Consider the following 23,319-nt stretch of genomic DNA (forward strand, 5'->3'; position numbering starts at 1 on the left):
CCTTCTCCCAATTCTAACATTCATATCTTGTCCAAAAGAATCATATAGTTTAAATAGTATACCTTATAGGGAGCGTATGTTATGGAAGAGCGTTTTTTTGCCCAATTTATACATTGCTATTTTATTGCTTTTGGAGTCATTATAGGAGGCACTATTATTGGAAGCATGGGGTCTTTTTTTACTGGTGATGCACCCGTATCGTCCATCACTCGTCTTGCACAAAGCTTGCGTATTTGGGCTATTGTAGCGGCCATTGGGGGAACTTTTGATGCAATCACTAAATTTGAAAAAGTACTTGATGGATCAACAATTGATGTTTTTAAGCAGATTTTGCTGATAATTGCCGCAATGGGCGGGGTAAAGTCTGCTATCTTAATACTTTCCTGGGCCATTCAACAGGAGATAGAGTAATGCATATTCCTCCTTATCATAAGCGAAAAAGCTGGCAACGTTTTCTGGTTGGTACTTTTTTTGGAGGGCTAATCGCCTATTGTATCCTTATTTATATGTATGGATCTATGTATGAACAACTGTTAGAACAAAATCTTGAATTGCAATCACAGGTGGATGATTTAAAGGATGAAAATAATGCGTTATTAAAAGACAAAGAGGACCTTAGTCAACAAACTAAGGAATCAGACACAGTAAAGAAGATAGAAATACGAATTGACAATGAAAAAGAAGTCAAAATGGACACATTAATTGTACATCAGCTCGAGAAACTAATTAAAAAAGAAATTTCTCATATAGTTGGTCAGGACAAAGATATTGTGTCAGACAGCGAAAGATTGCTTGAATCAACGATTGAAAATAAAAGTTTTCGTATTGATGAAATGACGTATCAATTTACAGTGATAAAAACTTCCATTACAGATACAGTAAAATTAACGTTAGAAGCGGAGATTGTAGGCTAACGGCTACAAGATACTTAGCTATTTATCGAAAAACACATTTCTGAACTTTATCATATACTACTCTAATCGAAAGGAGTGGGTTCTAATGTTTATTATGAATCACAATAGAATGAAGGAAGAAAAAATCAATCTGTTAAAAAATGGTTTAACCGCGTATGCGGAATCAAATGAATTGATTCGATTAATAAAACGGGACATAAAAAAATTTGAATTACATGTACATCTTGATGAAACACCTTCAGGATGCTGGTTCATACCACTTCACAACAAAAATGAAAATGCGAAGTTTTTTAAAACGGACTTAGACCAATCCGTATGAGCAAACAAATAATTCGTGAAAAGAAGCGCTAATTTAGCACTTCTTTTTATTTTACATACTCTAAACAAACTTGGTCAAGATCCTGAATAACAATTTCAACATCTTCCCATGTGTCAACTGATGCTCCAGCAGCCATAGGATGACCGCCCCCATTGTACTTTGCAGCAATTGTATTAATTACTGGACCCTTTGAACGAATACGCACACGGATCAGATCCTCTTCTTCAATGAAAAATGCCCAAGCTTTGATTCCTTCCACATCTCCTAAGACCCCTACTAACTGGCCTGTTTCTAAATTGCTTACATGAAATTCATCTAAGATCGATCTAGATAATTTAATCGTACTCATGCCAGAATCAGACAATACATAATTCTGAAGGATATATCCACGTAACCTAGCTATTGTTTCTTTTGTATTGTAAATACCATCGTATAACGAAGTGCGGTCAAAATCATAGGCTACAAGTTCTGAAGCGTATTGAAACGTCTTTTTTGTTGTACTTGGAAATAGAAATCTTCCTGTATCCCCAACAATCCCACCATAAATAAGTCGAGCTGCTTCATCGCTCAGTTTGAAGCCGTGTGGTTTTTTAGCATATAAAAAAAGATCATAAATAATTTCAGATGTTGAACTTGCTTTTGTGTCAACAGACATAATATCGCCATATGCATCAACATTTGGATGATGATCAATCTTTATTAACTTGTCACCTTTATCATAACGTTGATCGTCAATGCGTGCAGCGTTGGCCGTATCACAAACAATTACAAGTGCTCCATCATATACATCGTCGTTAATAGTATCCATTTCTATCATAAACGTTAAAGACGGATCCTCAGAACCAACGCAATACACATTTTTGAATGGATATGTTCCTTTTATCAAATGCATTAACCCACCTTGTGAGCCAAGTGCATCAGGATCAGGGCGCACGTGACGATGAATGATTATCGTATCATGCTTTTCTATTTCTTCTATTATCAGTTCAAATTGCATCGGTTACCCATCCTTCTCTCTAATCAGTATTTATACTTTTTTTCTGGCTAAATTCGGTAAGACAAGCTACAATGTAACAAGGAATTAAGATGACACTTCATTCATTTCCCTTTTATATTCTCTTATAATGTTAGTTGAACATTTTGTTAGAAAATTCTTCTTATTGGAGTAGATCAAATGGTTATTTTCCCGATTTTAATTGCAGCGTCACTAGTTTTTTATGTATATTACAAAGTTTCCATTCTTAAAAGTGACGATAATCTCACTCAAGCTTATTTTAACGCAAAATCCAGAATTTGTCTTGGGAGTTTCATTTTCTTTTTTGCAATAAACCAATACATCTATTATGGGACACAGATCTCATTGTTTATCGGTATAGTTTTTCTTATTTTAGGTGTACTACAGCTATCACGTGGCTTTAAAGAAGGTAGACATTACAGGAATGAATGGAAACGACTCAATAATGAATAAGACAAGCTGACTAAACGATTAGTCAGCTTTTGTTTATTACCTGGCGATTAATTGCGCCATTAACAACCCTTTTCCTACCATTTGTTTGTCATTAAACACTTCAACATCTATTTTTGCATAAACCCGACCAACTTCAAGTAATCTTGGTTTGATCAAAATTTCACTGTCAATTTGTACAGGTTTCATAAAGTAGACAGTAATGTTCTCAACGACGAGATCTGCTTTTTTCACCTGCAACAACAAACGCCTGCTTGCTTCTGAAATAAGGGATGTAAAAACTCCATTAGACAATGTTCCTAACTGATTTGTCATTTGTGGAGTTATAGCCGTCTGAAAGATAGTTTGATCTTCTGGCAGCGACTCCAGATTCCGTGAAATAATATCGTCAATTGTCTCACCCACCTGTGGCTGCCGCTGAATTTGCTGTAATGCTTTGAGTACATCCTGTCTTGAAACCACGCCCTGCAGTTTATTCGATTGATCTACCACAGGCATTACCTCGATACCTTCCCAAACCATCATATGAGCCACATAAGCAAGTGAAGTTTTTGTTTGAACCATATGTGGACGTCTCGTCATTACTTTTTCAACTAAAGTTTGTCCATTTTTTCCAATTACATCTTTTGAGGTAAGCATCCCGACCACTCGCTGTTTATCATCGACTACTGGAAATCTAGAATGCGTTGAAAGATCATTCAGCTCATACCATTTTCCCAATAAGTCTTTCGCATCCAAATAGTATGCGTCTTCTACAGATGTAAAAATATCCTCGACAAAAACTATTTCTTTTTTTATCAATTGATCATAAATAGCCCGATTAATCATGGCAGCTACAGTAAACGTATCATAGCTTGTTGACATAATCGGAATTTCCTTTTCATCTGCAAGCTGTTTAATATGTTCCTCAGTGTCAAATCCTCCAGTAATCAAAACCGCAGCACCTTCTTGTAACGCAAGTTCATGTGCCTTTACCCGGTTTCCGACAATTAGCAATGAGTCACGTTCCGTGTAACGCATCATTGCGTCTAATTGCATCGCCCCGATAACAAATTTGCTAAGTGTTTTATGCAACCCTCTCTGGCCACCCAATACTTGCCCATCAACAATATTGATTACTTCAGCAAAGGTTAATCGTTCAAAGTTTTCTTTCTTTTTTCTTTCGATCCGTATTGTTCCAACTCGCTCTATTGTACTTACTAAACCCTGATTTTCTGCTTCTTTAATAGCTCTATATGCGGTACCCTCACTAACATTTAAGTCCTTTGCTACCTGACGAACAGATATTTTATTACCAATTCCTAACGTTCCTATATGTTGAATGATTTGTTCATGCTTCGTTGCCACTCAGATTGTCACCAACTTTCAACTGTACTAGTCTGATTAATAGTATTAATTATACAGTTGAATAGGTGAAACCTCAATGCTAAAGCCTAAGACGTGATCTAGTTCTTTCCTGTTCCATAGATGGAGGTTCGGTTATTTGCAAAATTGTTGCAGTGTTTGAAGCAATCACTAATAAAAACAAAACTAACCACAACCCCCAAAACAAACTCGCTGTTGAGGTAACTGCAGTAGGAATAATTGGCCATGCAAAGTATAAGAAAAAACAAGCTAATAAAAATCGCAAAACAGCATAGTGTCTCATAGTATCTCCTCCTTGTGTCCTTGGGCTCTATAATTATCCTATGATTGTACGAGCTGTTTCAGAACTGAAGATGAGTATATTACGTTCCTGCATAAGAACAAAGGATGAACAAATAATAAAATAATAAATATTTTATAAGAGAGGAACTGACATATGGCAACCATTGAAAAGGACAACAGTGAGATTCACGAAAAAAGATGGGCAATTGTATCCATGGCATCAATTCCATTAATAATGACACTTGGGAATTCCATGTTAATTCCAGTCCTGCCAATAATGGAAAAGGAAATTGACATTTCAAAGCTGCAGTCCAGCTACATAATAAGTGTGTATTCCATCGTAGGAATCTTCCTTATTCCACTTGCAGGCTTTCTCTCTGACCGGTACGGAAGGAAAAATGTAATAATACCTTCATTAATCATTGCGGCAATTGGTGCTCTAATCGCTGGGTGGGCATCCTGGAAAATGAGTGACCCTTTTACCTTGATAATTATCGGAAGAATCCTTCAAGGGATAGGAGCTTCTGGAACTGCCCCGATTGTATTACCATTGGTAGGAGATATGTTTAAAAAAGATAAAGATGTCAGTTCTACCTTAGGACTGATTGAAACGTCAAATACACTTGGTAAAGTATTAAGTCCTATAATAGGTGCTGTATTAGCAGGTGTAGTGTGGTTTCTACCTTTTTTCTCCATTCCAATATTTTGTCTCATTTCTGTTTTACTAATTATTTTTTTAGTGAAAAAGCCTCCCAAAGAAACAAAAGGTCCGTCTTTTAAGGATTTTAAAAATGATACAAAAAGTGTGTTTGTAAAACATAAACGCTGGCTTCTCTCCATTTTTGTAATTGGTGCTATTCTAATGTTTATTTTATTTGGCATACTCTTTTATCTTTCCAGTGTGCTAGAAGAAACCTATAATGTTAAAGGTCTCAGGAAAGGATTGTATCTGGCAATCCCACTAGCAGCATTGTGTCTTGCGTCATTTATTACCGGAAAGACGATAAAAGATAATTTAGTTGTAATGAAGTGGATTACGTTTGCTGGGATAGTAACTGCCAGTGGCTCGGTTGTAGCAATCCGTTTTTCAGAACAAGTTCTTTATTTATTAGTAGTTTTCTTGATTTGTGGAATTGGTATTGGAGCAGTACTTCCCTGTATGGATGCATTGATAACGGAAAGTATTGAGAAAGGTGTTAGAGGAACAATTACTTCTTTTTATAGTGCCGCGCGCTTTATAGGAGTTGCGGGTGGCCCTCCAGCAACAGCTTTATTAATGAAACAAAATTTGACCTGGCTTGTCAGTCTTCTATCCTTACTAGCACTACTCGCAGCATTTCTCGCCTTTAAAGAAATCAAACCTGATAAATAATGCATAAACCTCTCTCCTCTCTGAATATAATTAGGTTCTAAGATAGCCTGTCTTTTCTCATTAGTTGATGCATAAACTACAAGGAGAAAATTAACGGGAGGAGGCCAATAATGTTTGTTATGATTGAAAAAGCAGTTTTCATCATGGTTTTGTTGCGGTTGGTTTCTGGGAGTATTGAAATTCTTGCAGCAGCTTTAATGTTTAAATTGAATAATATAGAAAAGGCCCTAATCGTCAATAGTTCATTGGCTTTGATCGGACCTATAATTCTTATCGTATCAACTTCAGTTGGTTTATTAGGTATTTCTGAAAAAGTATCATTTGCTAAAATGATTTGTATATTTACTGGAGTGGTTCTTATTCTAGTCGGAATTAAAGTTAAGTAAAATTAATTCTGGTTGTAAGCGACAAAAGTAACCAAAAGTGAAAACTGTTGGTTCCCTGTTTTAGTCACTGTTAATCCTTCTATAGTAAAAAGTGGTTCATTCTCTTTCAACAACGTCAGGAAAGTGTTAATACTTTCTAGACTTGGCGAAGATGCCTCTATGGTATATCCAGTTTTCTTTATTTTTTTAGGTAGAGTAGAGGTTTCCTTTTTCTCTTCCAGAATTGTTGATTCAATCATAGTTACAGTAGTATTTGACTCTACAGAAAATTTCTCTATTTGGACCAAAATAACATCTGGTTGTGGGCTGCTCGGAACCAGTTGTGCAGCAATTTCAGTTAATTCACTGCTTTCAGTTTCCAGATTGTCTTCTATGTTTGACAGTTGAGCATCATACATCTTCACATTTTTATTTATCGTCTGCAACTCCGCTTGCATAGGTTTTATGATGAGAGAATAGGAAATAGAATAAATAATAGCTACACTAATAAAAACACCAATAATTCCATACAGCGTGTGTTTCGACAGAAGTTTATTCATTCATACCAAACTCCTTTGTCAAAGTTTCTAAGTCAGTTGCCACGGTTAAAGTAGCATGGTAGGCCGAATCAACGAGAATAACATTGGTTAGCTCTGTATTTTTTACGTAGTTTAGCTTTAATAATGCAGACACATATCCAGCCAATTCCGGTAATGTATCAAATTTGGCCTCTACCAAGATTTGATTAGAGGGCAGTGTTTCATACATGATTAACTGTTTAGAATCTGACAACAGACCAAGTATACTTTTATATACAGATAGATTTGGTACACTGGCTGATCTGATTCCTGCTACGTCTGAAATCAGCCTCTCTTGTTTCTTATAATCTTTAACAGCTCCCCGATTTTCCAAGAGAATACTTTCCAATTCTGCTAGTTTTTCAGATTTGATTTCTATCTGACTTTGGTAGTCATTTTTTTGAAATAGCACAAAGGATATGACACAAAGAGCAAGAACAAAGAAAAGAATACCAAACTTTAGAAAAGGAGCAAACTTATTCGGTTGTTGTTCTATCAGATTAATCTCCGTATTCATCTAATTGCTCCCCCCTCTATGTTACTTCCTTTAAAGCCAATCCAAGTACGTCAATATACTTAGCAGGTGTGTCGTGTGTTTTATCTATTTCGTCAACTAAATCAACAGCGATTGATACCCTTGATAGTAGCTCAGTCTTAACTTGTTGTAAAAAGGGAAAGTCCCCTCCAATTATCAGCCTTGAAATACTAGATGATCCGTTTGTAATATTATATTGATAAAAATCAATTATCCGATTTATTTCTATGATTTGATCAGCTATAAGTCGATCAGCTACTATCTCATCTACTATTTCTACCGGGAAATCCAGTTTCCGATACCTTGTGAAAATAGCTTTGTGTTGATTGAAGGCGGTTATTACTATGGAATCCTTGTTCCAGTTTACAAGAAGCACATCATTGTCTTTCGCATGTTCTTTACTATAATAGTAGCGATAAATGGACAGTGAAGTAAAATCAGCAGCTTCGGGCCTTAATCCTGCTTGTGTGAACAAAGAAATAAACGGTTCAAGCTTATCATTAGGGTACGCAAATAATAAAATCTTTTGTTGCTCGCCACCATCAAGAAGCTCAAAGTCTATTGCTGGATTATCGAAAGGGAGGTGAAAACTGTTCCCTATTTGTGTTTTAATATATCCTTTTATTTCATTTGGTTGTAAAGCAGAAGGAACACTTAATTCACGTATTACAACTGTATCATCAGGCACACAAAAGAATAACTTTTTACGTTTCCATTTCTGGGATTGAACAAGTTGCTCAACTAGTTCTTTCAATACAGCTTTGTTGCCAATTTTGCCATCAATAATAGTCCCCTCAGGCAGTTCTAATTCCCCGTATGTTATCAAACTATCTAATGATGCATTCTTATGATACGAATAACGAAGAACCCGATTTGTAATAACAATATTTACCCGACCACTTTTTACCAATGCCATGCTACCACCTACTTATATGTAAAATTGTATGTACCAATTAATGATGAAATCTCCGTAAAAATATGCTACCAAACCAGCAACAACGATGTATGGACCAAAAGGTATCGGTTGTTTGCGGCTGATAATTTTAAAGAGCAATAACAAACTGCCGACAATTGCCCCAATTATAGTCGATAGAAAAAACACGAGCAAAATCTGATTTAGTCCTAGTACGATACCAAGAATACCAAACAATTTCATGTCGCCAGCACCCATTCCACCCTTACTAGCGAGAATTATAATGGCAGTAATTCCCACTCCAGCAATTGCCCCAGTTAGTGATGTTAACCATGAATCTAGTGGGTGCAAAAAACGTAGTACAATAAACAATGGTAAAAAGAAAAGAAGAACCTTATTTGGTATCAACATGTATTTGATGTCGGATACGAGGATAATCATTAACATCGAGACGAGTAATAAACCTATAATTAACTCAAAAGTAATTCCGATTTTCCAAAAGCTAAGCGCAAACAGTAATCCTGTGGTGATTTCCACAACTGGATAGATCGGCGAAATGGTAGATTTACAATGTCGACATTTTCCAAGTTGAGTTAAATAGGATAATACAGGAACTAATTCATACCAGGCTAGTGTGTGATTACAGGAAGGACAAAACGAACGATCGTTTGCGAATGGGAGATTTTTAGGTAAACGTAAACCTACTACGTTGAAAAATGAGCCAAAAACTAGGCCGAGGATGAAAAATAAAATGGTTAATGTGATGTCCATTGTTGTTACTCCTTATGCTACTTCTTAATTACTTCTTTAGTTGGAATAAAAAGCCCTGCAACAAATAATGCAAGGCTTTGAAACGTTGTATTAAAGTATTAAGTTTATTGGGTAGTATCAGAACCCGATTCAACTGTATTAGTACTACTGGTATAGGTCCATACTTTACTAACTTTTTCAACAGTATCATTTTCACTAAAACCATCAGGAATTTCTTCTAAATAACCTAAGTCTACTAGTTTACTAAGTTTAAATGATGTTTCATCGCCTTCACCAGCAACATCTGCTAATCTAGCTGCATTCTCAAATAATTCTTTATTTGCATCTTTAGCGTCACCTTTTGCATCACTTACAACATTCCCAATCGTCGGAACTGCAATAGCTACAATAATACCTAAAATTGCTATAACTGCTAAAAGCTCTACTAATGTAAACCCTTTTTCTCTCTTTATCTGTTTCTTTATCCGTTCAAACATGTTGACCCCACCCTTTACTAGATTAGTTTTAAAATAAAACTAGTTGGTCGGTTGCACTACTTGCTCCTGATTACCAAAGTGCCCTATGTAAAGGTAATCTATCAACGCATCCTACGTTAGTCCTATATTAAGTATACTCTATAACCTTACATAAATCTACCATTTCTACTATATTTTTTCAAATAATGAAAACATTGGTATCACAACCGCCATGATAATACTACCTACAATAACGGTAAGTACAATAATCATTAATGGCTCGATTAAAACTTTTATTCTATTAGATAACTGTTCTACTTCTTCCTCATAAAATTCAGCAGCCTTCATCAGCATATGATCTAATGTTCCCGTCTTCTCCCCGATTTGGACCATCTGTACAACTAGAGCTGGAAATGCCCAGTGATCTTTCATTGGCTTAGTCAAAGATTCACCCACAGCTAACGATTGTCTAGACTTTGCGAGAATACCTTGGATAACTTTGTTGTCAACAACTTTTTCCGTGATTTCCACTGACTGTAGAATTGGTACTGAACTATTAAATAGGGTACTTAAGGTTTGAAGCATACGAACTAATGCACCTTTATGTACCAGGACCCCTATAAAAGGGAATTTCATCTTCACCACATCTAGTCGGTAATTAAAGCGATCAAATTGCATTAAGTATTTAATTACTAAAGTAGCTATTATAATTAATAGAAATAAAATCCACCAATATGCCGCAGCAAAGTTACTCAAGTTAAGTACAATCCGTGTAAACATCGGTATCTCTTCTCCGAAGGAGCGAAACATACTAACGAACTGTGGAACAACAAAGACTAACAAAAATGTACTTAAGAAAAGTGTGATTATCCCGACTACAGTTGGATACAGAACAGCCGATACTATTTTCTGTTTGTTCCGGTATTCTTTCTCATAGTAATCAGCCATCTGATTTAAGATTTCATCTAACTTACCACTCACTTCACCTGCGTGGATCATATTTCTTAGTAAGGACGGAAAAACCATCGGATGCTGTTCAGTAGCAACTGATAGCGATCTCCCATTATCAAGTTGCTTATCAATAGAAGTAAGAGCAACCCGTAAAGCGTAATTATCTGTTTGCTTTACCATTGTTTTTGTAGCATCAGAGAGAGAGATTCCAGCTCGTATAAGCGTTGAATATTGTCTTAAAAATATAACAAAATCTTTATTTTTAACTTTTCTATTTAGAATGATATCTTTATTCCATGGCTTAGTCTCAGCAATATCAATAATGATATGTCCATCCTTTTCAAGGGTTTGGATTGCTTCTTGCTTTGAGTCTGCTTCAACTTTACCACTTATTTTTTGTCCCGATAACTTTTTGCCAGTGTATTGGTAATTCATACTCTACAAATTCCTTTCCTGCAAAAAAGGCGCAATACTTTCTGGAGTAACACGATTTTCCTGCAGTAACCGCTTCAAGTCCATTTCAAGCGTATGCATCCCGTGTTCTTTTGATGTTTGCAGTACATTTTGTATCTGGTGCAGCTTCTCATTTCGGATTAAATTTTTCACTGCTGAATTATTAACTAAGACTTCAGTAGCCACTACTCTGTCCCTTCGATCCTTTGTAACTAACAGCCGTTGTGAAATAACTGTTTTTAATATAGATGCTAATTGAACTTGAATTTGGGCATGTTGATTAGGTGGAAACACGTCAATTATACGTTCGATAGTTGATACCGCATCCGTAGTATGTAGTGTTCCTAATACCAAATGGCCTGTTTCAGCTGCTGTAATTGCGGTGGAAATCGTTTCGAAATCCCGCATTTCTCCAACCAAGATAACATCTGGATCCTGTCGTAAGCTAGACCTCAATCCATTCGCGAAACTGGTGGTGTCAAACCCAATTTCTCTCTGATCAATCACAGATTTATCATGGTTATACATGTACTCAATTGGATCTTCAAGCGTTATAATATGTTTTTGCATCGTTTTATTCATGTAGTTTATCATCGCAGCAAGAGTAGTACTCTTTCCGCTACCTGTCGGGCCTGTAATTAAAATCAGACCTTGAGGGTGTTGAACGATTTGCTTCACAATTTGTGGTAAACCCAAATCTTCAATTGTCGGTATTGTTCTCGGCACAATTCGGATTGCTAATGACAATTGACCTCGTTGGAAAAATGTGTTGATTCGAAACCTTGACACACCATTAATACCATATGTAAAGTCTAAATCACGGTTAGTTTCAAGTTGATCCCAAAGTTCCGTTGAAATTATTTCTTTTACAATCTGATAGGTATCTGCTGGTGTTAGTTCCGGTAATTGCTGTTCTTGAAGCAATCCATTTATGCGGAATATAGGTGGCTTGCCTATCGTCAGATGGACATCTGATGCTTTGTGCTGATATGCGTTAGTTAACCATTTATCAAAATCCTCTTTCATGTAGACGCCCCCTATATACTAATTGATACTTGCATGATTTCTTCCATCGTCGTTAACCCGGTCTTTATTTTTGCTAATCCGTCCTGGAGAAGAACAGATGAGTGTTGTTCTTCTAGATAAGAACGGATGCTTGACATTGATTGATTGTTTAAAAGCATTGTCTTAATCGTATCATCAACAACAACAACTTCATGAACAGCAGCTCTGCCACGATATCCTTGTTGATGACAGCTGCTACACCCCTTGCCATAGTAAAGTTTTTCCACTTCCATTCCATTCTTCAAGAATAGTTCCTTTTCCATTTGTGCCGGTTCTCTTTCCATTTTACAATCTCGGCAAATTTTTCTGACGAGACGCTGTGCTACAATTCCGTTTAATGAGTTGACCACTAAATATGGTTCTATTCCCATGTCAACTAATCTTGGGACAGTATCTATTGCACCATTTGTATGCAATGTGCTGAATACTAAATGTCCTGTCATTGATGCACGTATGGCAATTTCAGCTGTTTCCTGATCCCGAATCTCACCGACCATGATTATGTTTGGATCTTGTCTTAGCATTGACCGAAGTCCTGCAGCAAAGTTTAACCCTATTTTACTGTTTACCTGAACCTGGTTAACTCCCTCTAATTGAAATTCTACTGGATCTTCAATCGTTAGAATATTAACATTTTTCTTATTTAAATGATTGATTGATGCATATAATGTGGAAGTTTTACCAGAACCTGTAGGACCAGTCAACAAGATTAGTCCAGATGGTTGTCCAATCAAATCTAAATACCGTTTATGATTTTCTTCTGAAAAATTCAGTTCACTTAATTGCATTAATGCATTTTTCAAATCCAGTATACGAATAACAACTTTTTCACCGTAAACAGTGGGCAAGCAGGAAATACGCAGATCTACCGGTGTTACACCAACCGTTGATCTAATCCTACCATCCTGTGGTAACCTTGTTTCCGTAATGTTTAGATTAGCTAAAATTTTAATACGCGCTACCAGGGAATTTTGTAAATGCTTTTGTAAAACTTTTTCCGTTTGTAATCTACCATCAATACGATATCTAATTTGGATAGTGGATTCCTGTGGATCAATATGAATATCGCTAGCTTTTAGTTGCACGCCAGTGTTTAAAAGTTGATCTAGTATTTGAATAACGGATGTTTCATCATCTCTAGAATCAGAACTATCCTGAAATCCTTCAAGTTCACCTTTAAAGTAATATTTATTTATTGCATAAAGAATGTCATCTTTCGCGGCAATAACCGGTGAAATACGGTACCCTGTTGACATTTCTAAATCGTCAATAACGTAATAGTCCATTGGATCCTTCATTGCAACCATAAATTCATTACCCTGAATCTTTAACGGCATTATGTAGTTTTGTTGAGCCATTTCCTTTGTAACATAACCTAATACATGTTCATCAATTGAATAATTAAATAGTGATACATGAGGAATTCCGAGCTGAAACTCTAATACTTCTATTAATTGTCGCTCCGTAATATGGCCTCGCTCTAATAGCGCATCTCCCAGCTTTTGAGCACTATCTTTATTCTCCAGTGTTTCCATTATCTGGTCGTTCGTTACGAGATTTGCTTCCTGGAGCAAATCCCCTAGACGCTTACGAGTAATCAGTTTAATCCGCTCCTTTTAAGGTAAATTTATTACCAACTTATCCTGGATAGTTATATTCTTGCCATAGGCAGTACCCGTACTGCTAATATGAATAGTTATTATTTCATTTGTTTTTTTAATGTTCTTTTGTTTAATAGCAAATCGTCTATTACCATCGACCTCTACACGAGTTGGAAACCCGTTTAAAAAATCTTCAATAGTCTGCTCATCATTAAATTGGTTAATTTTACTACGGTAATAATCAATCCCCATTTCAGCAATTGATCTGGCATCAATAGTGTGCCCAACTGTATCAACTTGTTTTGTAGTGTTGGTAACCTGATAGAATTGAGTAAGTATGAATAACAATAGTAACGTAACAATCATTAACGTAACTACTAGTGCGGCTCCATCTTCGTTTTTAAACCTAATCATTGGGCATCACCCTGAAGATATGTATAGGTTTCACTTAACTTATCATTTTGTGAAACTATTTGTATATTTGTACGATATAAGCCCAACTTTGCTTCTTCAGTAGTTTGGCAAACATTTAACACAATTGAATGAGAAACTTTATTTAATTTATAGGATAAAAGTTCAGTATCTGGTAACACTTTTTTTGTTAAAGGACAAACAGGTATTTTTTCTTCTTCCAATTGCGAAACAATAGACTCTTGGCCCTTTAGATCGTGTATAGCTTGTTCCAATAGGTTACCAGCAACTAATTCTTTTTCAGTGTTGTTATTCCATGTCATTATTTGTGGGAAAATTGGAAGAAATACTACAATAACTATTCCTAATATCGAAATTGATGCTATAATCTCAATAAGAGTAAAACCTTTGCTATTATTTATATTGTTATATTTATTTAACAAAACTATCACTCCTCTACTAAGACTATTAACCTATTATATCATGTTATTGGATGTGTAAAAGATGAAAAACAGACAATTAAAAAATGAACATGGCTTAACACTTATAGAAGTGCTAGCATCATTAAGTATCTTCGCTATTTTAATAGTATTATCGTCAACATTGATTATGCAGTTAATTACTAGTGAAGAAGTTAGCAGTTCAACTTCCTTACAGCAAAATACAAATGTTTTGATGGCAGAAATACGCAATGACTATTACAAAGTTAATTCACCCATCTGCTTTGATGACAAAAAGGGTTTAATCGATCCGGTGAAATCTACCTTTAATAACAGTGTTGAGAGTTTAAATATAAGCAATGGTTGCATAGACGTAGATCGAAACAAATCCTTGTCTATTCACTTAGTCACTAGCAACAAGGGTGATAACCTTACTGTTGAAACTACTTTAGCGAAGAAGGATGCTTACGTTTTAGATTTGAAAGAGAATCCAGATGACTTTGAAGAAGGAAATATAGACAACTGTACCTTTTTCAATGACACCAAATTTACGAGCTACATACATACTCAAAATGGAAATCCCGGTTGTAATCAATACGACTTTAAAAAAAGTGCAGCTTTTCAAAATGGGCTTTTCCTTCAAAACAATTCTGCAGTCGTTATAGGTGGAAATTTATACGTCAAAGGTGGACTAACTGTTCAACCAAATTCAACTGTAACAGTAAATGGTGACTTTCAGGTGGAAGGTGAATTGGATATAAAAGGACAAGTTTGTATAAAAGGTGAATTTAAACGTAAGGAACAATATTACTCACAAATTGATGAAGTAAAAAATTGCTTTGAATCAGGGAAATGATATTTATGTCTTAAAAAAATAAGTGTGAGCAACTACGCTCACACCTAAACCCGTTGTTACAACTCCATTACTTCCCCTATCTTCATTACCTTACCTTCACCTGTTTTAACCTTCCTGGCGAAATCATCAGGATTCTGCTCAATCACCGGAAATGTATTATAGTGAACAGGTACAACCACTTTGGAATTTATCCAATCTGCGGCAATCAATGCATCTTCTGGTCCCATCGTAAAGTTATCCCCAATTGGTACAAAAGCTACATCGATGTCATTCATTTCCCCAATCATTTTCAGATCAGAAAATAATCCCGTGTCACCTACATGGTATATGGTTTTACCATTTACGGTTAGAAGGATTCCTGCTGGCATCCCCGTATAAATCGACGTCCCATCATCTTCTGTAAATGCAGATCCATGAAATGCCTGAGTGAATTTAACTTTACCAAAATCAAATTCATGAGCACCACCGATATGCATTGGGTGAGTGTTTAGTCCTTTAGAGCCAAGATACCCTGCTAGTTCGTTTGGAGCAACTACTAGCGCATCATTGTTTTTCGCTATTTGGATTGTGTCACCTACGTGGTCGTTGTGCCCATGCGTGAGTAATATAATATCCGCTTTCACTGAATTCGCATCCAGGTCACAGGCATCATTTCCTGAAATAAAAGGATCAATTAAAATCGTATGTGTTCCTGTTTCTAGCTTTACAACTGAATGACCATGATAAGATAGTTTCAACAAAACCACTCCTTTTAAGATTTATTCCACATATATATATCTACCCGATTAGTAATTCTGCCATGCATTCTCATACAAACGAATTAAATTAGGGTCAATTAAGGTATTTGGTTCAAGTATAAATTGTTCTCCTGAATCGTTCACAATCCTACTATCTTCGTCTTTTCCAAATTGTGTTAAACCTAGAAGCATATCTTCAGTCAAAAACTCTGTTTCAACTTTTATCTCAAATTCCTCTACGTTAATTTTATCACGGCTAGCCATCACAAAGCCCCAATTTCCAAAGCTTGGAACGTCAACATGGAAGTTTACCGTATTCATCCCAGTAGATGCTACTGTTTTAGAAATCGTCCAATACACTTTTGTTGCAAAAACTGGGCTTGTAGATTGAATCATTGCTGCCCCACCTGGGTTTAGGTGATTTCTTATCAATGAATAAAACTCTTTCGTGTAAAGTTTGTTTAGACTTTCATTATTAGGATCTGGCAAGTCTACGATAACAACGTCGTACCACTTTTCGGTTTTTTCCAGAAATTGAAATGCATCTTTGTGTATAACCTGTACCTTTTCATTAAATAAAGAACCTTCATTTAATTGAAGAAGCTTGCGATTGGATTTACCTAACTTGGTTACAGCCGGATCTAGATCAACAAGTGTAATCGTCTCGACCTCGTCATATTCCAGAATTTCCTTAGCTGCAATACCGTCTCCACCACCTAAAATCAGAACATCTTCATGTTCTTCCGCCTGAGCCATAGTAGGATGCACAAGTACTTCATGGTATCTGTATTCATCGGTTGAACTAAACTGCAGGGAACCATCTAAATACAGACGAGTGTCCCCTTGATCCTGTGTTAGTATTATCTTTTGATAAGCACTCTGCTCCATATATGTTATTGGATCCTTGTATAGCTTCTGCTCAAAGGTAAATGCCATCGCTTCTCCAAATAGCACCCCGATAATCAACAGGATTGCAATGATGACCCCAAACGTTGCATGTACAACAAAATTTTTGATTTCTTTTCGAAAGAGCCACAATATAGTTAAGGCCACTGCCAGGTTAATACAACCTACTACAAACGCTGACTTAACAAGTCCAAATTGCGGTCGTAGTAAAAATACAAATAACAGACCACCGACTAGTCCGCCAGCATAGTCCGAGAACAGCACGCGAGCAGTACTTTTGTTTAATGTAACCCCAATCTCATTTGCTTTCCTTATAAGGATAGGAAGTTCAATTCCTGTTAATCCACCTACCAATAATGTTATAAAATACAAATAAAATGCATCTGTTCCTTCAGGTGCAAATGCAGTAATTCCAAACATAGTAAAGCTTGAAAACCCACCAATTAAAGCCACACCAAACTCTATCCAAATAAACGTCAAAATAAGGTTTTTCATTACTTTTTCACTAAGACTGGCGCCAATCCCCATTCCAGTTAAAAACAAGGAAATGGTTAACGTGTATTGCTTCACACCATCACCTAATATGTACGAGCCTAATGCACCAAACAAAACTTCAAAAATAATACCACAAATCGATACAATACCAGATGCCCAATATATTAACTTGCTCTTTCTAATTGCTTTTTCGTCCATTTTTACCACTCCATCTTACTATACAAGCTACTATAAACAAATACTATTTGGCTTACCCCATGCTTTAGCACACTTATCCGGGAAGGTAAGTTTTATACTATTCTTACCTGCTTAAAAAACTTCGCCATTCACCTATTACCTAATAGCGAATGGCGAAGTTCTCCTCATATATATTTAAACCCTTAATTGGAGAAAGCGGGCAAAAGCCCGCTTCTCTTGTCAAAATTTAAATGAAAAGTTATTATCCTCCATTTATGTTCATAAAGTGTGATTTTACGTTATCGAAGCACCAATAACAAGTGCTAATCCAATGGATACACCCATTGACAGTACTCCTACAGCCATATTGTTTTTAGAAAGCTGATCTTCAACTGAGAATTTCCGAGTAAATAAATCAAATAATAAGTAAGCAATCATTTGTAATACTACACCATAAATACCCCAAATTAGTGTTTCGTAAATTTCATTACTATGATAGATTGCAAATGCTAAGATGATACAAATACCAATAATTTTACCAGAAATTGACATGGCAACTGCGAGATTTCCTTCTTTAACCGCTTCTAAGTCTTTATATTTTTGTGTCATAACTTCGAAAATAAACAAACCGATTAATACTATTACAACTGAAACTACAAAATAAACAAATGTCGCTACAAATGGTCCCATTATTTCACTCTCCTTTTATTTTCCTGAACCAGGCCCGCCACCTCTATAGGATGAATCGCCTCGGTTAGGTGTTCCGTTTGGGAAATAGCCTCTACCAGTATAACCTCCATAACAATTTCCTGAAGATTTACATACCCGTGATCTACGCTTCCCCCAGTCATCTACGTCAAGTACATCATCTAATAAACGAATTGCAAAGTATGTACCTAAAAAACTTGGTGCATAATTACGACGCACAAATTCATCACTCGCCACTTCTATTAATATTACATCCTTATCCTCTGGGCTAACTTTTAAAGTAACAAAATGATTAGGATAAATAAGAATCTGTTGATTATCCTTCACTTCACTAATTTTTTCAGGTTTTACAGCTGCAGACAATACGGATGAAAGTTCCTTTAATCCAAACTGTTGAGTAGCATAAATTTCCGACTTATCTCCTTCAACAGAAACAACATCCATTAATGAAAAATTCGCATCAATAATATCATCAATATCATTACTGGAATTATTTTGTATTTTATCTATGATTTCAGCTTTACTTGGTTCTTTTGGGATATCAGTTGATGTTATTTCAACCTTTTCTGGTATTCCCCGGTCATCTGAAAATGGCGATGAACATCCTGTGGCAATTATCAAGACAAATAATAAACTGATCAATACACTCCATTTTTTCACTTATTACCCCCCCTTCGATGTATCTCTTCTAAACTTTTGAAAACCTCGGCATTCACTCTTCTCAATGAAAGCGCATGCCGAGATAAGTGTAGAAATGTAATGGACCTATTATTAAAGAGTTGCCCCTTTACTTAATTAACTATTATTCTTTATTCATTTTCTTTTTCAATTCTGCTAACTCGTCGTCAACACCATTATCACCTAAATCATCAAATTCATCATCCAATGATCTACTTTCTTGAGATAGGTCTTCACTAGTTTCCGCTTCTGCTTCAAAGCGCATCACTTTTTCTTCCATGCGCTCAAACCCTGCTTTTGATTGATCATTTCCAATCGAAGACATCGTGCGATTCATTTTTGTACGTGTTTTTGCAGACTCTGCACGTGCTTTTAATGAATCTTTCTTCAATTTCATTTGTTGGTATTCTTTTTTCATTTCATCAAGTTTACTTCTTAGCACGTCAGAATCTTTTTTAGCATTTTCCCAAGACTCATTCAGCAGGTTAGCCTGTTTTTCATGGTCAGCTTTATCTTGTAAAGCCCTGCGTGCCAAATCTTCATCATTGGCATTAAGTGCTTTTTCTGCTTGTTGTTGTCTTTTGTCCACCATTGCTTTTGCATCATCTGCTTTACGTTTAAGCATCTTTTCATTGGCTATTTGTTTTGCTACAGCAGACTCTACTTCGCGGATGTCTTCTGCCATGTCACGCATAAACTGGTCTAACATTTTTACAGGATCTTCTGCTTTATCCAACAATGTATTTAACTCAGAACTTACGACTGTTGAAACTCGTTTAAACATTTTAAACATATATTTTTCCTCCTCTAATTTGAACCAGCTAATATTTTAATTTCGTATGCTTCTATTGGATGACCATAACTTACTTCAAATTCAGTGCCCCATGACTCGATACTTAGATAATTCTCATCTTCACTGTCACTATAGTCTGCAAAATGAGTCTCAATCCCATTCAAATTTGCACTTCTTCCTTCTCCTGTGACCGCAGCTTTACCTTCTTCTTCAAGAAAATAAGTTTTATCTTCATAAACCAATTCTTTTGGAAACGGTTTATTTACAGGAAGTTGAATCTTATTGTAAATACCAAGCTCTAGCTCGTCATCCATTTCTGCAGCTAACCAAATGGTATCATGTCCCTCTAACAATTGATAACCATACCATTTATAACTACCATCACGATAGGTGATCTTCCCTACTACTTCAAAATCTCGTAAGTCATACGTTACGATGTCACCGACTTTAATTGATAACGCATCACGTTCTTTCGGGGCGGGTCGATCTGTTTCTTTTTTCTTAAACAAATTAGTAAATAAACCCACTATTTCACCTCTTTTGATCGATAAATTACTTCCACATTTCGTATTACGAATTCAATTTAGAAAAGGTTTCACTTTTTTCTTACATTACACGGTTAATTGTAACATTTTTTCATCTTATTAAAACCAATAAGTTTTGGTATATTAGTGGTATTCTATGTTTAAGAGATGTGGAAATGACAAATGAATTGATACACTATTTGCGAAAATGAGATTAACTAATAGGTAATTTGAGCAATACCTAGCTTATCCACAAAACACTGATTTTGACCCTGTATTAGTATTACCTAATATAGAAAAAGAAGATGCAATTGTTGGAGGTTGAATATTGATACTACTATAACCAGATGACCACGGAATGCTAAAACACTTTGGTTACTACCCTTCCTAATACAGCATCTGTATAAATATACAGGAGGGATACATGTCAAGCTGACCTGTACCCCTCCTAAATTATTTCTGTAACAAAGCCTGTACCTCATCATAATGCAGCCCATGGGACTCCGCTACTGCTTTATAGGTTACATATCCATCTAATGTGTTTATCCCTTTGCGTAATGCCACGTTTTCCTGGCATGCCCTCACATAACCCTTGTTTGCTAACTGCAATGCATAAGGAACAGTTACATTTGTTAAACCAATTGTTGAGGTGCGTGGCACTGCACCAGGCATGTTCGCTACCGCGTAGTGTTGTACACCATGTTTTGAATAAGTTGGATCGTCATGTGTAGTAATTCTGTCGGTAGTTTCGAAAATTCCACCTTGGTCAATTGCTACATCAACAATAACCGACCCTTCGGACATTGCTTGTACCATTTCTTCGGTAACTAATTTCGGAGCCTTCGCACCAGGTATTAAAACAGCCCCAATTACAAGGTCCGATTCCGCAACCGCATCTTTAATATTTAAAGGATTAGACATTAAGGTATTGATACTGGTGCCAAAGATGTCATCAAGTTCTCTTAACCTTTCTGGGCTTAAATCAACTATCGTAACATCTGCGCCAAGACCAATCGCTATTTTAGCAGCATTCGTACCAACGACCCCACCGCCAATTACAGTAACCTTTCCTCTTTGCACTCCTGGTATTCCAGCAAGCAAAACACCTTTTCCACCTCTGGATTTTTCCAAGAACTGTGCACCAATTTGTGAAGCCATCCGTCCCGCTACCTCACTCATAGGTGTTAATAGCGGTAACGACCTATTTTCCAGTTGGACTGTCTCATACGCAATACCAATAACTTTCTTTTCTATAAGAGCTTTCGTTAAATCAGGTTCTGCTGCTAAATGTAAATATGTAAAAAGGATAAGACCTTCATAGAAATAGTCATATTCCTCCCTCAGTGGTTCTTTAACCTTCATAACCATTTCCTGTGCCCAGGCTTCTTTTGCATCCAGAACAATTTGTGCACCTGCTTCCAGATATTGCTCGTCCACAAATCCTGAACCCTCGCCTGCACCTGCTTCAACAAATACATCGTGTCCAGCGGTCTTTAATGTTAGAACTCCTGCTGGAGTCATAGCGACTCTGTTTTCATTATTTTTAATCTCTCTTGGAATTCCGATTCTCATTTATAACACACTCTCCTAACTTCCTGCCTTTAATTTTTAATACTTTTGGAAAATATGACTAAATAATAGCACTTTCATTGTATCAAATAAATAACAAATATAACATCAAAAAACAGCGCTTTCATATAATATAATAATTACTGCAGAAAATAACCTGCCTTTTTCTGCAAAGGCAGGTTATTTCTAAGCAGGTAAGAAAGTATAAATCCTTTCTTACTGCATAAGTGCAACTGAGGCTTTCGCCATTAAGGCATGGCGATAAGCCAGGTTTTCTAACGAGAAAGTGATGCCGTTTATTTGAAAGCAGTCAAAGATTATTAATTCTTTTGGTTGTTGAAGGTGTGAATATTTCTATTATTGTGCAATTGATCTTCTACAACACCACTTTGATAACTCTCAAATAATTGGTTTTGCACAACAGCGATGCCTTTTTTATCTTCATGCAACGTTTGTTTTGGTTTCTTTCCCATGTCGTATCACCTCCAACCTTAGTTTGTCCATAGGGTGTTATTTGTTGTAGATAATTTTTTTCCAATTAGAGGATAGGTTATTGTTTTTGAAGCGTAAAAGGTACATAATATTTATAGAAAGGGGGAACTGTAAATGAATTTTGAGTACAAGGATATTGTAGTAGCTGTCGATGGATCAGATGCCTCTGAGGTAGCTTTTAAAAAGTCTTTAGAAATTGCACGTCGTAATAGTGCAAGACTTATCCTGGCGCATGTTGTTGACTCTAGAACGTTTGCTACAGCTGAGGCTTATGACCGGACACTCGCAGAACGGGCAGAAGACTACGCAAAAGTGCTTGTTGATAAGTACATGGAAAAAGCAAAAGCGGCCGGATTGAGTAATATTGTACGATGTATTGAATACGGGTCACCAAAAGTTAAAATCGCCAAGGAAATCGCTCCAACTTTTAACGCTGATTTGATAATCTGTGGCGCAACAGGGATGAATTCAGTTGAGCGGTTTTTCATCGGGAGTGTATCAGAAAACATCACTCGCTATGCCCAATGTGATGTTTTAGTAGTAAGGTAAAAATAATAACGCCATTAATGGCGTTATTATTTTTATCAGGTATCTTTGTTAATTTCATGTATAACATGTGATAACTCTGGCAAAATTAATCGTTCCATTGCTAAACGGACTGCTCCGGATGACCCAGGCATCGCAAATATTACAGTTTGATTTGCTATGCCAGCTATTGCTCTGGATAATATTGCAGCTGACCCAATGTCCTCTAAGTAACTGAGCGAACGAAATATTTCTCCGAACCCTGGTATTTCTTTATCTAATAGGGGCTTTACTGTCTCAATTGTAACATCCCGGTTTGCAATACCCGTCCCTCCATTTGTTAAAATAACATCAATATTGGGGTCATTAATTCCTGCAGTAATCTTTTTATCAATTGCATTCTTTTCATCAGCGACAATATCCCTACTTGTCACCATATGGCCATGTTTTTCTAAAAAATCCACGATTAAACTACCACTTTTATCAGTGCTTATGTTTCGCGTGTCACTCATAGTTATGACCATACATGCTGCTTTCCTCATTTTCGCCTTATGATCGTTAACATACATAGCATTTACACCTCTTTGAAAATACCTTGTTTCTA

30 protein-coding genes and 1 riboswitch are annotated in these 23,319 nt (G+C 36.2%); of the genes, 9 read left to right on the forward strand and 21 right to left on the reverse strand.

The genetic code is table 11. The features are described from left to right. Positions 1–81 precede the first annotated feature (81 nt). The 3 genes from ACOI1D_RS09565 to ACOI1D_RS09575 all read left to right on the forward strand — a co-directional run bounded on the left by ACOI1D_RS09565 (position 82) and on the right by ACOI1D_RS09575 (position 1,233). Positions 82–411 carry a YtrH family sporulation protein gene (locus ACOI1D_RS09565; protein WP_422501052.1) on the forward strand — a complete coding sequence of 110 codons (330 nt, stop codon included), beginning with the start codon at positions 82–84 and terminating at the stop codon, positions 409–411. Beyond that, positions 411–914 carry a sporulation membrane protein YtrI gene (ytrI, locus tag ACOI1D_RS09570; RefSeq protein ID WP_422501053.1) on the forward strand — a complete coding sequence of 168 codons (504 nt, stop codon included), beginning with the start codon at positions 411–413 and terminating at the stop codon, positions 912–914. The genes ACOI1D_RS09565 and ytrI overlap by 1 nt, the downstream gene beginning before the upstream one ends. 85 nt (positions 915–999) lie before the next feature. After that, entirely contained in the window at positions 1,000–1,233 is a 234-nt protein-coding gene (locus tag ACOI1D_RS09575) for a hypothetical protein (protein WP_422501054.1), read from the forward strand. Positions 1,234–1,279: 46 nt separating this feature from the next. Here ACOI1D_RS09575 and ACOI1D_RS09580 read toward each other — a convergent pair whose 3' ends face one another. Next, the gene (locus ACOI1D_RS09580; RefSeq protein WP_422501055.1) at positions 1,280–2,230 is read right to left on the reverse strand and encodes a DHH family phosphoesterase; all 951 of its coding nucleotides are present in this window, start codon (positions 2,228–2,230) and stop codon (positions 1,280–1,282) included. Positions 2,231–2,407: 177 nt separating this feature from the next. Here ACOI1D_RS09580 and ACOI1D_RS09585 point away from each other — a divergent pair, with 177 nt between their 5' ends. Next, entirely contained in the window at positions 2,408–2,701 is a 294-nt protein-coding gene (locus ACOI1D_RS09585; protein WP_422501056.1) for a YtpI family protein, read from the forward strand. 36 nt (positions 2,702–2,737) lie between these two features. Here the strand turns inward: ACOI1D_RS09585 and ACOI1D_RS09590 are convergent, their stop codons facing one another. After that, the gene (locus tag ACOI1D_RS09590) at positions 2,738–4,045 is read right to left on the reverse strand and encodes a DRTGG domain-containing protein (protein WP_422501057.1); all 1,308 of its coding nucleotides are present in this window, start codon (positions 4,043–4,045) and stop codon (positions 2,738–2,740) included. A gap of 152 nt (positions 4,046–4,197) precedes the next feature. On the opposite strand from ACOI1D_RS09590, the gene ACOI1D_RS09595 reads away from it, so the two are divergent. The 3 genes from ACOI1D_RS09595 (at position 4,198) to ACOI1D_RS09605 (ending at position 6,103) form a co-directional block, all read left to right on the forward strand. Further along, a complete protein-coding gene (locus ACOI1D_RS09595) occupies positions 4,198–4,338 on the forward strand; it encodes a hypothetical protein (protein WP_422501058.1) in 141 nt (46 codons plus the stop codon). 161 nt (positions 4,339–4,499) lie between these two features. Then, positions 4,500–5,717: an MFS transporter gene (locus tag ACOI1D_RS09600; RefSeq protein ID WP_422501059.1), complete on the forward strand. Its 1,218-nt coding sequence runs from the start codon at positions 4,500–4,502 to the stop codon at positions 5,715–5,717. Between the two features lie 110 nt (positions 5,718–5,827). Next, on the forward strand, positions 5,828–6,103 hold the full coding sequence (locus ACOI1D_RS09605; protein WP_422501060.1) for a YqhV family protein: 276 nt from the start codon (positions 5,828–5,830) through the stop codon (positions 6,101–6,103). Positions 6,104–6,105: 2 nt separating this feature from the next. Here the strand turns inward: ACOI1D_RS09605 and ACOI1D_RS09610 are convergent, their stop codons facing one another. The 10 genes from ACOI1D_RS09610 to ACOI1D_RS09655 form a co-directional block, all read right to left on the reverse strand. Further along, a complete protein-coding gene (locus ACOI1D_RS09610) occupies positions 6,106–6,642 on the reverse strand; it encodes a hypothetical protein (RefSeq protein WP_422501061.1) in 537 nt (178 codons plus the stop codon). Beyond that, on the reverse strand, positions 6,635–7,177 hold the full coding sequence (locus ACOI1D_RS09615) for a hypothetical protein (protein WP_422501062.1): 543 nt from the start codon (positions 7,175–7,177) through the stop codon (positions 6,635–6,637). Before ACOI1D_RS09615 ends, ACOI1D_RS09610 begins: the two co-directional genes overlap by 8 nt. A 16-nt stretch (positions 7,178–7,193) precedes the next feature. Next, complete coding sequence (pilM, locus tag ACOI1D_RS09620; protein ID WP_422501063.1) at positions 7,194–8,111, reverse strand: type IV pilus biogenesis protein PilM; 918 nt, start codon at positions 8,109–8,111, stop codon at positions 7,194–7,196. A 12-nt stretch (positions 8,112–8,123) separates the two neighbouring features. Beyond that, positions 8,124–8,879, reverse strand: coding sequence for a prepilin peptidase (locus ACOI1D_RS09625; protein WP_422501064.1), 756 nt, complete (start codon positions 8,877–8,879; stop codon positions 8,124–8,126). 104 nt (positions 8,880–8,983) lie between these two features. Then, positions 8,984–9,355 (reverse strand): competence type IV pilus major pilin ComGC, encoded by a 372-nt coding sequence (locus ACOI1D_RS09630; RefSeq protein WP_422501065.1) that lies wholly within the window; start codon positions 9,353–9,355, stop codon positions 8,984–8,986. Between the two features lie 38 nt (positions 9,356–9,393). Beyond that, positions 9,394–9,476, reverse strand: a riboswitch (cyclic di-GMP riboswitch). Between the two features lie 47 nt (positions 9,477–9,523). Further along, a complete protein-coding gene (locus ACOI1D_RS09635; RefSeq protein WP_422501066.1) occupies positions 9,524–10,720 on the reverse strand; it encodes a type II secretion system F family protein in 1,197 nt (398 codons plus the stop codon). 3 nt (positions 10,721–10,723) lie between these two features. Further along, positions 10,724–11,764 carry a type IV pilus twitching motility protein PilT gene (locus tag ACOI1D_RS09640; RefSeq protein WP_422501067.1) on the reverse strand — a complete coding sequence of 347 codons (1,041 nt, stop codon included), beginning with the start codon at positions 11,762–11,764 and terminating at the stop codon, positions 10,724–10,726. Between the two features lie 11 nt (positions 11,765–11,775). Beyond that, the gene (locus ACOI1D_RS09645; protein ID WP_422501104.1) at positions 11,776–13,338 is read right to left on the reverse strand and encodes a GspE/PulE family protein; all 1,563 of its coding nucleotides are present in this window, start codon (positions 13,336–13,338) and stop codon (positions 11,776–11,778) included. Between the two features lie 81 nt (positions 13,339–13,419). Continuing rightward, positions 13,420–13,818 (reverse strand): hypothetical protein, encoded by a 399-nt coding sequence (locus ACOI1D_RS09650; protein ID WP_422501068.1) that lies wholly within the window; start codon positions 13,816–13,818, stop codon positions 13,420–13,422. After that, positions 13,815–14,258 carry a type II secretion system protein gene (locus ACOI1D_RS09655; protein ID WP_422501069.1) on the reverse strand — a complete coding sequence of 148 codons (444 nt, stop codon included), beginning with the start codon at positions 14,256–14,258 and terminating at the stop codon, positions 13,815–13,817. The genes ACOI1D_RS09650 and ACOI1D_RS09655 overlap by 4 nt, the downstream gene beginning before the upstream one ends. Before the next feature lie 61 nt (positions 14,259–14,319). On the opposite strand from ACOI1D_RS09655, the gene ACOI1D_RS09660 reads away from it, so the two are divergent. After that, positions 14,320–15,111 carry a PulJ/GspJ family protein gene (locus tag ACOI1D_RS09660; RefSeq protein ID WP_422501070.1) on the forward strand — a complete coding sequence of 264 codons (792 nt, stop codon included), beginning with the start codon at positions 14,320–14,322 and terminating at the stop codon, positions 15,109–15,111. Positions 15,112–15,167: 56 nt separating this feature from the next. Here the strand turns inward: ACOI1D_RS09660 and ACOI1D_RS09665 are convergent, their stop codons facing one another. From ACOI1D_RS09665 to ACOI1D_RS09700, 8 genes are all read right to left on the reverse strand, one after another. Beyond that, entirely contained in the window at positions 15,168–15,848 is a 681-nt protein-coding gene (locus tag ACOI1D_RS09665) for a metal-dependent hydrolase (RefSeq protein WP_422501071.1), read from the reverse strand. Positions 15,849–15,896: 48 nt separating this feature from the next. Next, a complete protein-coding gene (locus ACOI1D_RS09670; RefSeq protein WP_422501072.1) occupies positions 15,897–17,447 on the reverse strand; it encodes a polyamine aminopropyltransferase in 1,551 nt (516 codons plus the stop codon). Between the two features lie 273 nt (positions 17,448–17,720). Beyond that, positions 17,721–18,116: a DUF350 domain-containing protein gene (locus tag ACOI1D_RS09675; RefSeq protein WP_422501073.1), complete on the reverse strand. Its 396-nt coding sequence runs from the start codon at positions 18,114–18,116 to the stop codon at positions 17,721–17,723. A 15-nt stretch (positions 18,117–18,131) separates the two neighbouring features. Further along, entirely contained in the window at positions 18,132–18,794 is a 663-nt protein-coding gene (locus ACOI1D_RS09680) for a DUF4247 domain-containing protein (RefSeq protein ID WP_422501074.1), read from the reverse strand. Positions 18,795–18,936: 142 nt separating this feature from the next. Further along, complete coding sequence (locus tag ACOI1D_RS09685) at positions 18,937–19,605, reverse strand: PspA/IM30 family protein (RefSeq protein ID WP_422501075.1); 669 nt, start codon at positions 19,603–19,605, stop codon at positions 18,937–18,939. 14 nt (positions 19,606–19,619) lie between these two features. Beyond that, positions 19,620–20,132, reverse strand: coding sequence for a DUF4178 domain-containing protein (locus ACOI1D_RS09690; protein WP_422501076.1), 513 nt, complete (start codon positions 20,130–20,132; stop codon positions 19,620–19,622). Between the two features lie 450 nt (positions 20,133–20,582). Then, positions 20,583–21,701, reverse strand: a complete 1,119-nt coding sequence (gene ald / locus ACOI1D_RS09695) for an alanine dehydrogenase (RefSeq protein WP_422501077.1) — start codon at positions 21,699–21,701, stop codon at positions 20,583–20,585. Positions 21,702–22,018: 317 nt separating this feature from the next. Next, positions 22,019–22,171: a hypothetical protein gene (locus ACOI1D_RS09700; protein WP_422501078.1), complete on the reverse strand. Its 153-nt coding sequence runs from the start codon at positions 22,169–22,171 to the stop codon at positions 22,019–22,021. A 133-nt stretch (positions 22,172–22,304) separates the two neighbouring features. On the opposite strand from ACOI1D_RS09700, the gene ACOI1D_RS09705 reads away from it, so the two are divergent. Next, a complete protein-coding gene (locus ACOI1D_RS09705; RefSeq protein ID WP_422501079.1) occupies positions 22,305–22,739 on the forward strand; it encodes a universal stress protein in 435 nt (144 codons plus the stop codon). Positions 22,740–22,774: 35 nt separating this feature from the next. Here the strand turns inward: ACOI1D_RS09705 and ACOI1D_RS09710 are convergent, their stop codons facing one another. Next, entirely contained in the window at positions 22,775–23,284 is a 510-nt protein-coding gene (locus tag ACOI1D_RS09710; RefSeq protein ID WP_422501080.1) for a MogA/MoaB family molybdenum cofactor biosynthesis protein, read from the reverse strand. Between the last annotated feature and the right edge of the window lie 35 nt (positions 23,285–23,319).

This window comes from Virgibacillus sp. DJP39 (assembly GCF_049310925.1).
Classification (GTDB): Bacteria; Bacillota; Bacilli; order Bacillales; family Amphibacillaceae; genus Virgibacillus_F.

Coding starts and splice junctions, on each gene's coding strand:
- ACOI1D_RS09565 (WP_422501052.1), top strand. CDS start 82: ATGGAAGAGCGTTTTTTTGCCCAATTTATACATTGCTATTTTATTGCT.
- ytrI (WP_422501053.1), top strand. CDS start 411: ATGCATATTCCTCCTTATCATAAGCGAAAAAGCTGGCAACGTTTTCTG.
- ACOI1D_RS09575 (WP_422501054.1), top strand. CDS start 1,000: ATGTTTATTATGAATCACAATAGAATGAAGGAAGAAAAAATCAATCTG.
- ACOI1D_RS09580 (WP_422501055.1), bottom strand. CDS start 2,230: ATGCAATTTGAACTGATAATAGAAGAAATAGAAAAGCATGATACGATA.
- ACOI1D_RS09585 (WP_422501056.1), top strand. CDS start 2,408: ATGGTTATTTTCCCGATTTTAATTGCAGCGTCACTAGTTTTTTATGTA.
- ACOI1D_RS09600 (WP_422501059.1), top strand. CDS start 4,500: ATGGCAACCATTGAAAAGGACAACAGTGAGATTCACGAAAAAAGATGG.
- ACOI1D_RS09605 (WP_422501060.1), top strand. CDS start 5,828: ATGTTTGTTATGATTGAAAAAGCAGTTTTCATCATGGTTTTGTTGCGG.
- ACOI1D_RS09610 (WP_422501061.1), bottom strand. CDS start 6,642: ATGAATAAACTTCTGTCGAAACACACGCTGTATGGAATTATTGGTGTT.
- ACOI1D_RS09615 (WP_422501062.1), bottom strand. CDS start 7,177: ATGAATACGGAGATTAATCTGATAGAACAACAACCGAATAAGTTTGCT.
- pilM (WP_422501063.1), bottom strand. CDS start 8,111: ATGGCATTGGTAAAAAGTGGTCGGGTAAATATTGTTATTACAAATCGG.
- ACOI1D_RS09625 (WP_422501064.1), bottom strand. CDS start 8,879: ATGGACATCACATTAACCATTTTATTTTTCATCCTCGGCCTAGTTTTT.
- ACOI1D_RS09630 (WP_422501065.1), bottom strand. CDS start 9,355: ATGTTTGAACGGATAAAGAAACAGATAAAGAGAGAAAAAGGGTTTACA.
- ACOI1D_RS09635 (WP_422501066.1), bottom strand. CDS start 10,720: ATGAATTACCAATACACTGGCAAAAAGTTATCGGGACAAAAAATAAGT.
- ACOI1D_RS09640 (WP_422501067.1), bottom strand. CDS start 11,764: ATGAAAGAGGATTTTGATAAATGGTTAACTAACGCATATCAGCACAAA.
- ACOI1D_RS09645 (WP_422501104.1), bottom strand. CDS start 13,338: ATGGAAACACTGGAGAATAAAGATAGTGCTCAAAAGCTGGGAGATGCG.
- ACOI1D_RS09650 (WP_422501068.1), bottom strand. CDS start 13,818: ATGATTAGGTTTAAAAACGAAGATGGAGCCGCACTAGTAGTTACGTTA.
- ACOI1D_RS09660 (WP_422501070.1), top strand. CDS start 14,320: ATGAAAAACAGACAATTAAAAAATGAACATGGCTTAACACTTATAGAA.
- ACOI1D_RS09670 (WP_422501072.1), bottom strand. CDS start 17,447: ATGGACGAAAAAGCAATTAGAAAGAGCAAGTTAATATATTGGGCATCT.
- ACOI1D_RS09675 (WP_422501073.1), bottom strand. CDS start 18,116: ATGGGACCATTTGTAGCGACATTTGTTTATTTTGTAGTTTCAGTTGTA.
- ACOI1D_RS09685 (WP_422501075.1), bottom strand. CDS start 19,605: ATGTTTAAAATGTTTAAACGAGTTTCAACAGTCGTAAGTTCTGAGTTA.
- ald (WP_422501077.1), bottom strand. CDS start 21,701: ATGAGAATCGGAATTCCAAGAGAGATTAAAAATAATGAAAACAGAGTC.
- ACOI1D_RS09700 (WP_422501078.1), bottom strand. CDS start 22,171: ATGGGAAAGAAACCAAAACAAACGTTGCATGAAGATAAAAAAGGCATC.
- ACOI1D_RS09705 (WP_422501079.1), top strand. CDS start 22,305: ATGAATTTTGAGTACAAGGATATTGTAGTAGCTGTCGATGGATCAGAT.
- ACOI1D_RS09710 (WP_422501080.1), bottom strand. CDS start 23,284: ATGTATGTTAACGATCATAAGGCGAAAATGAGGAAAGCAGCATGTATG.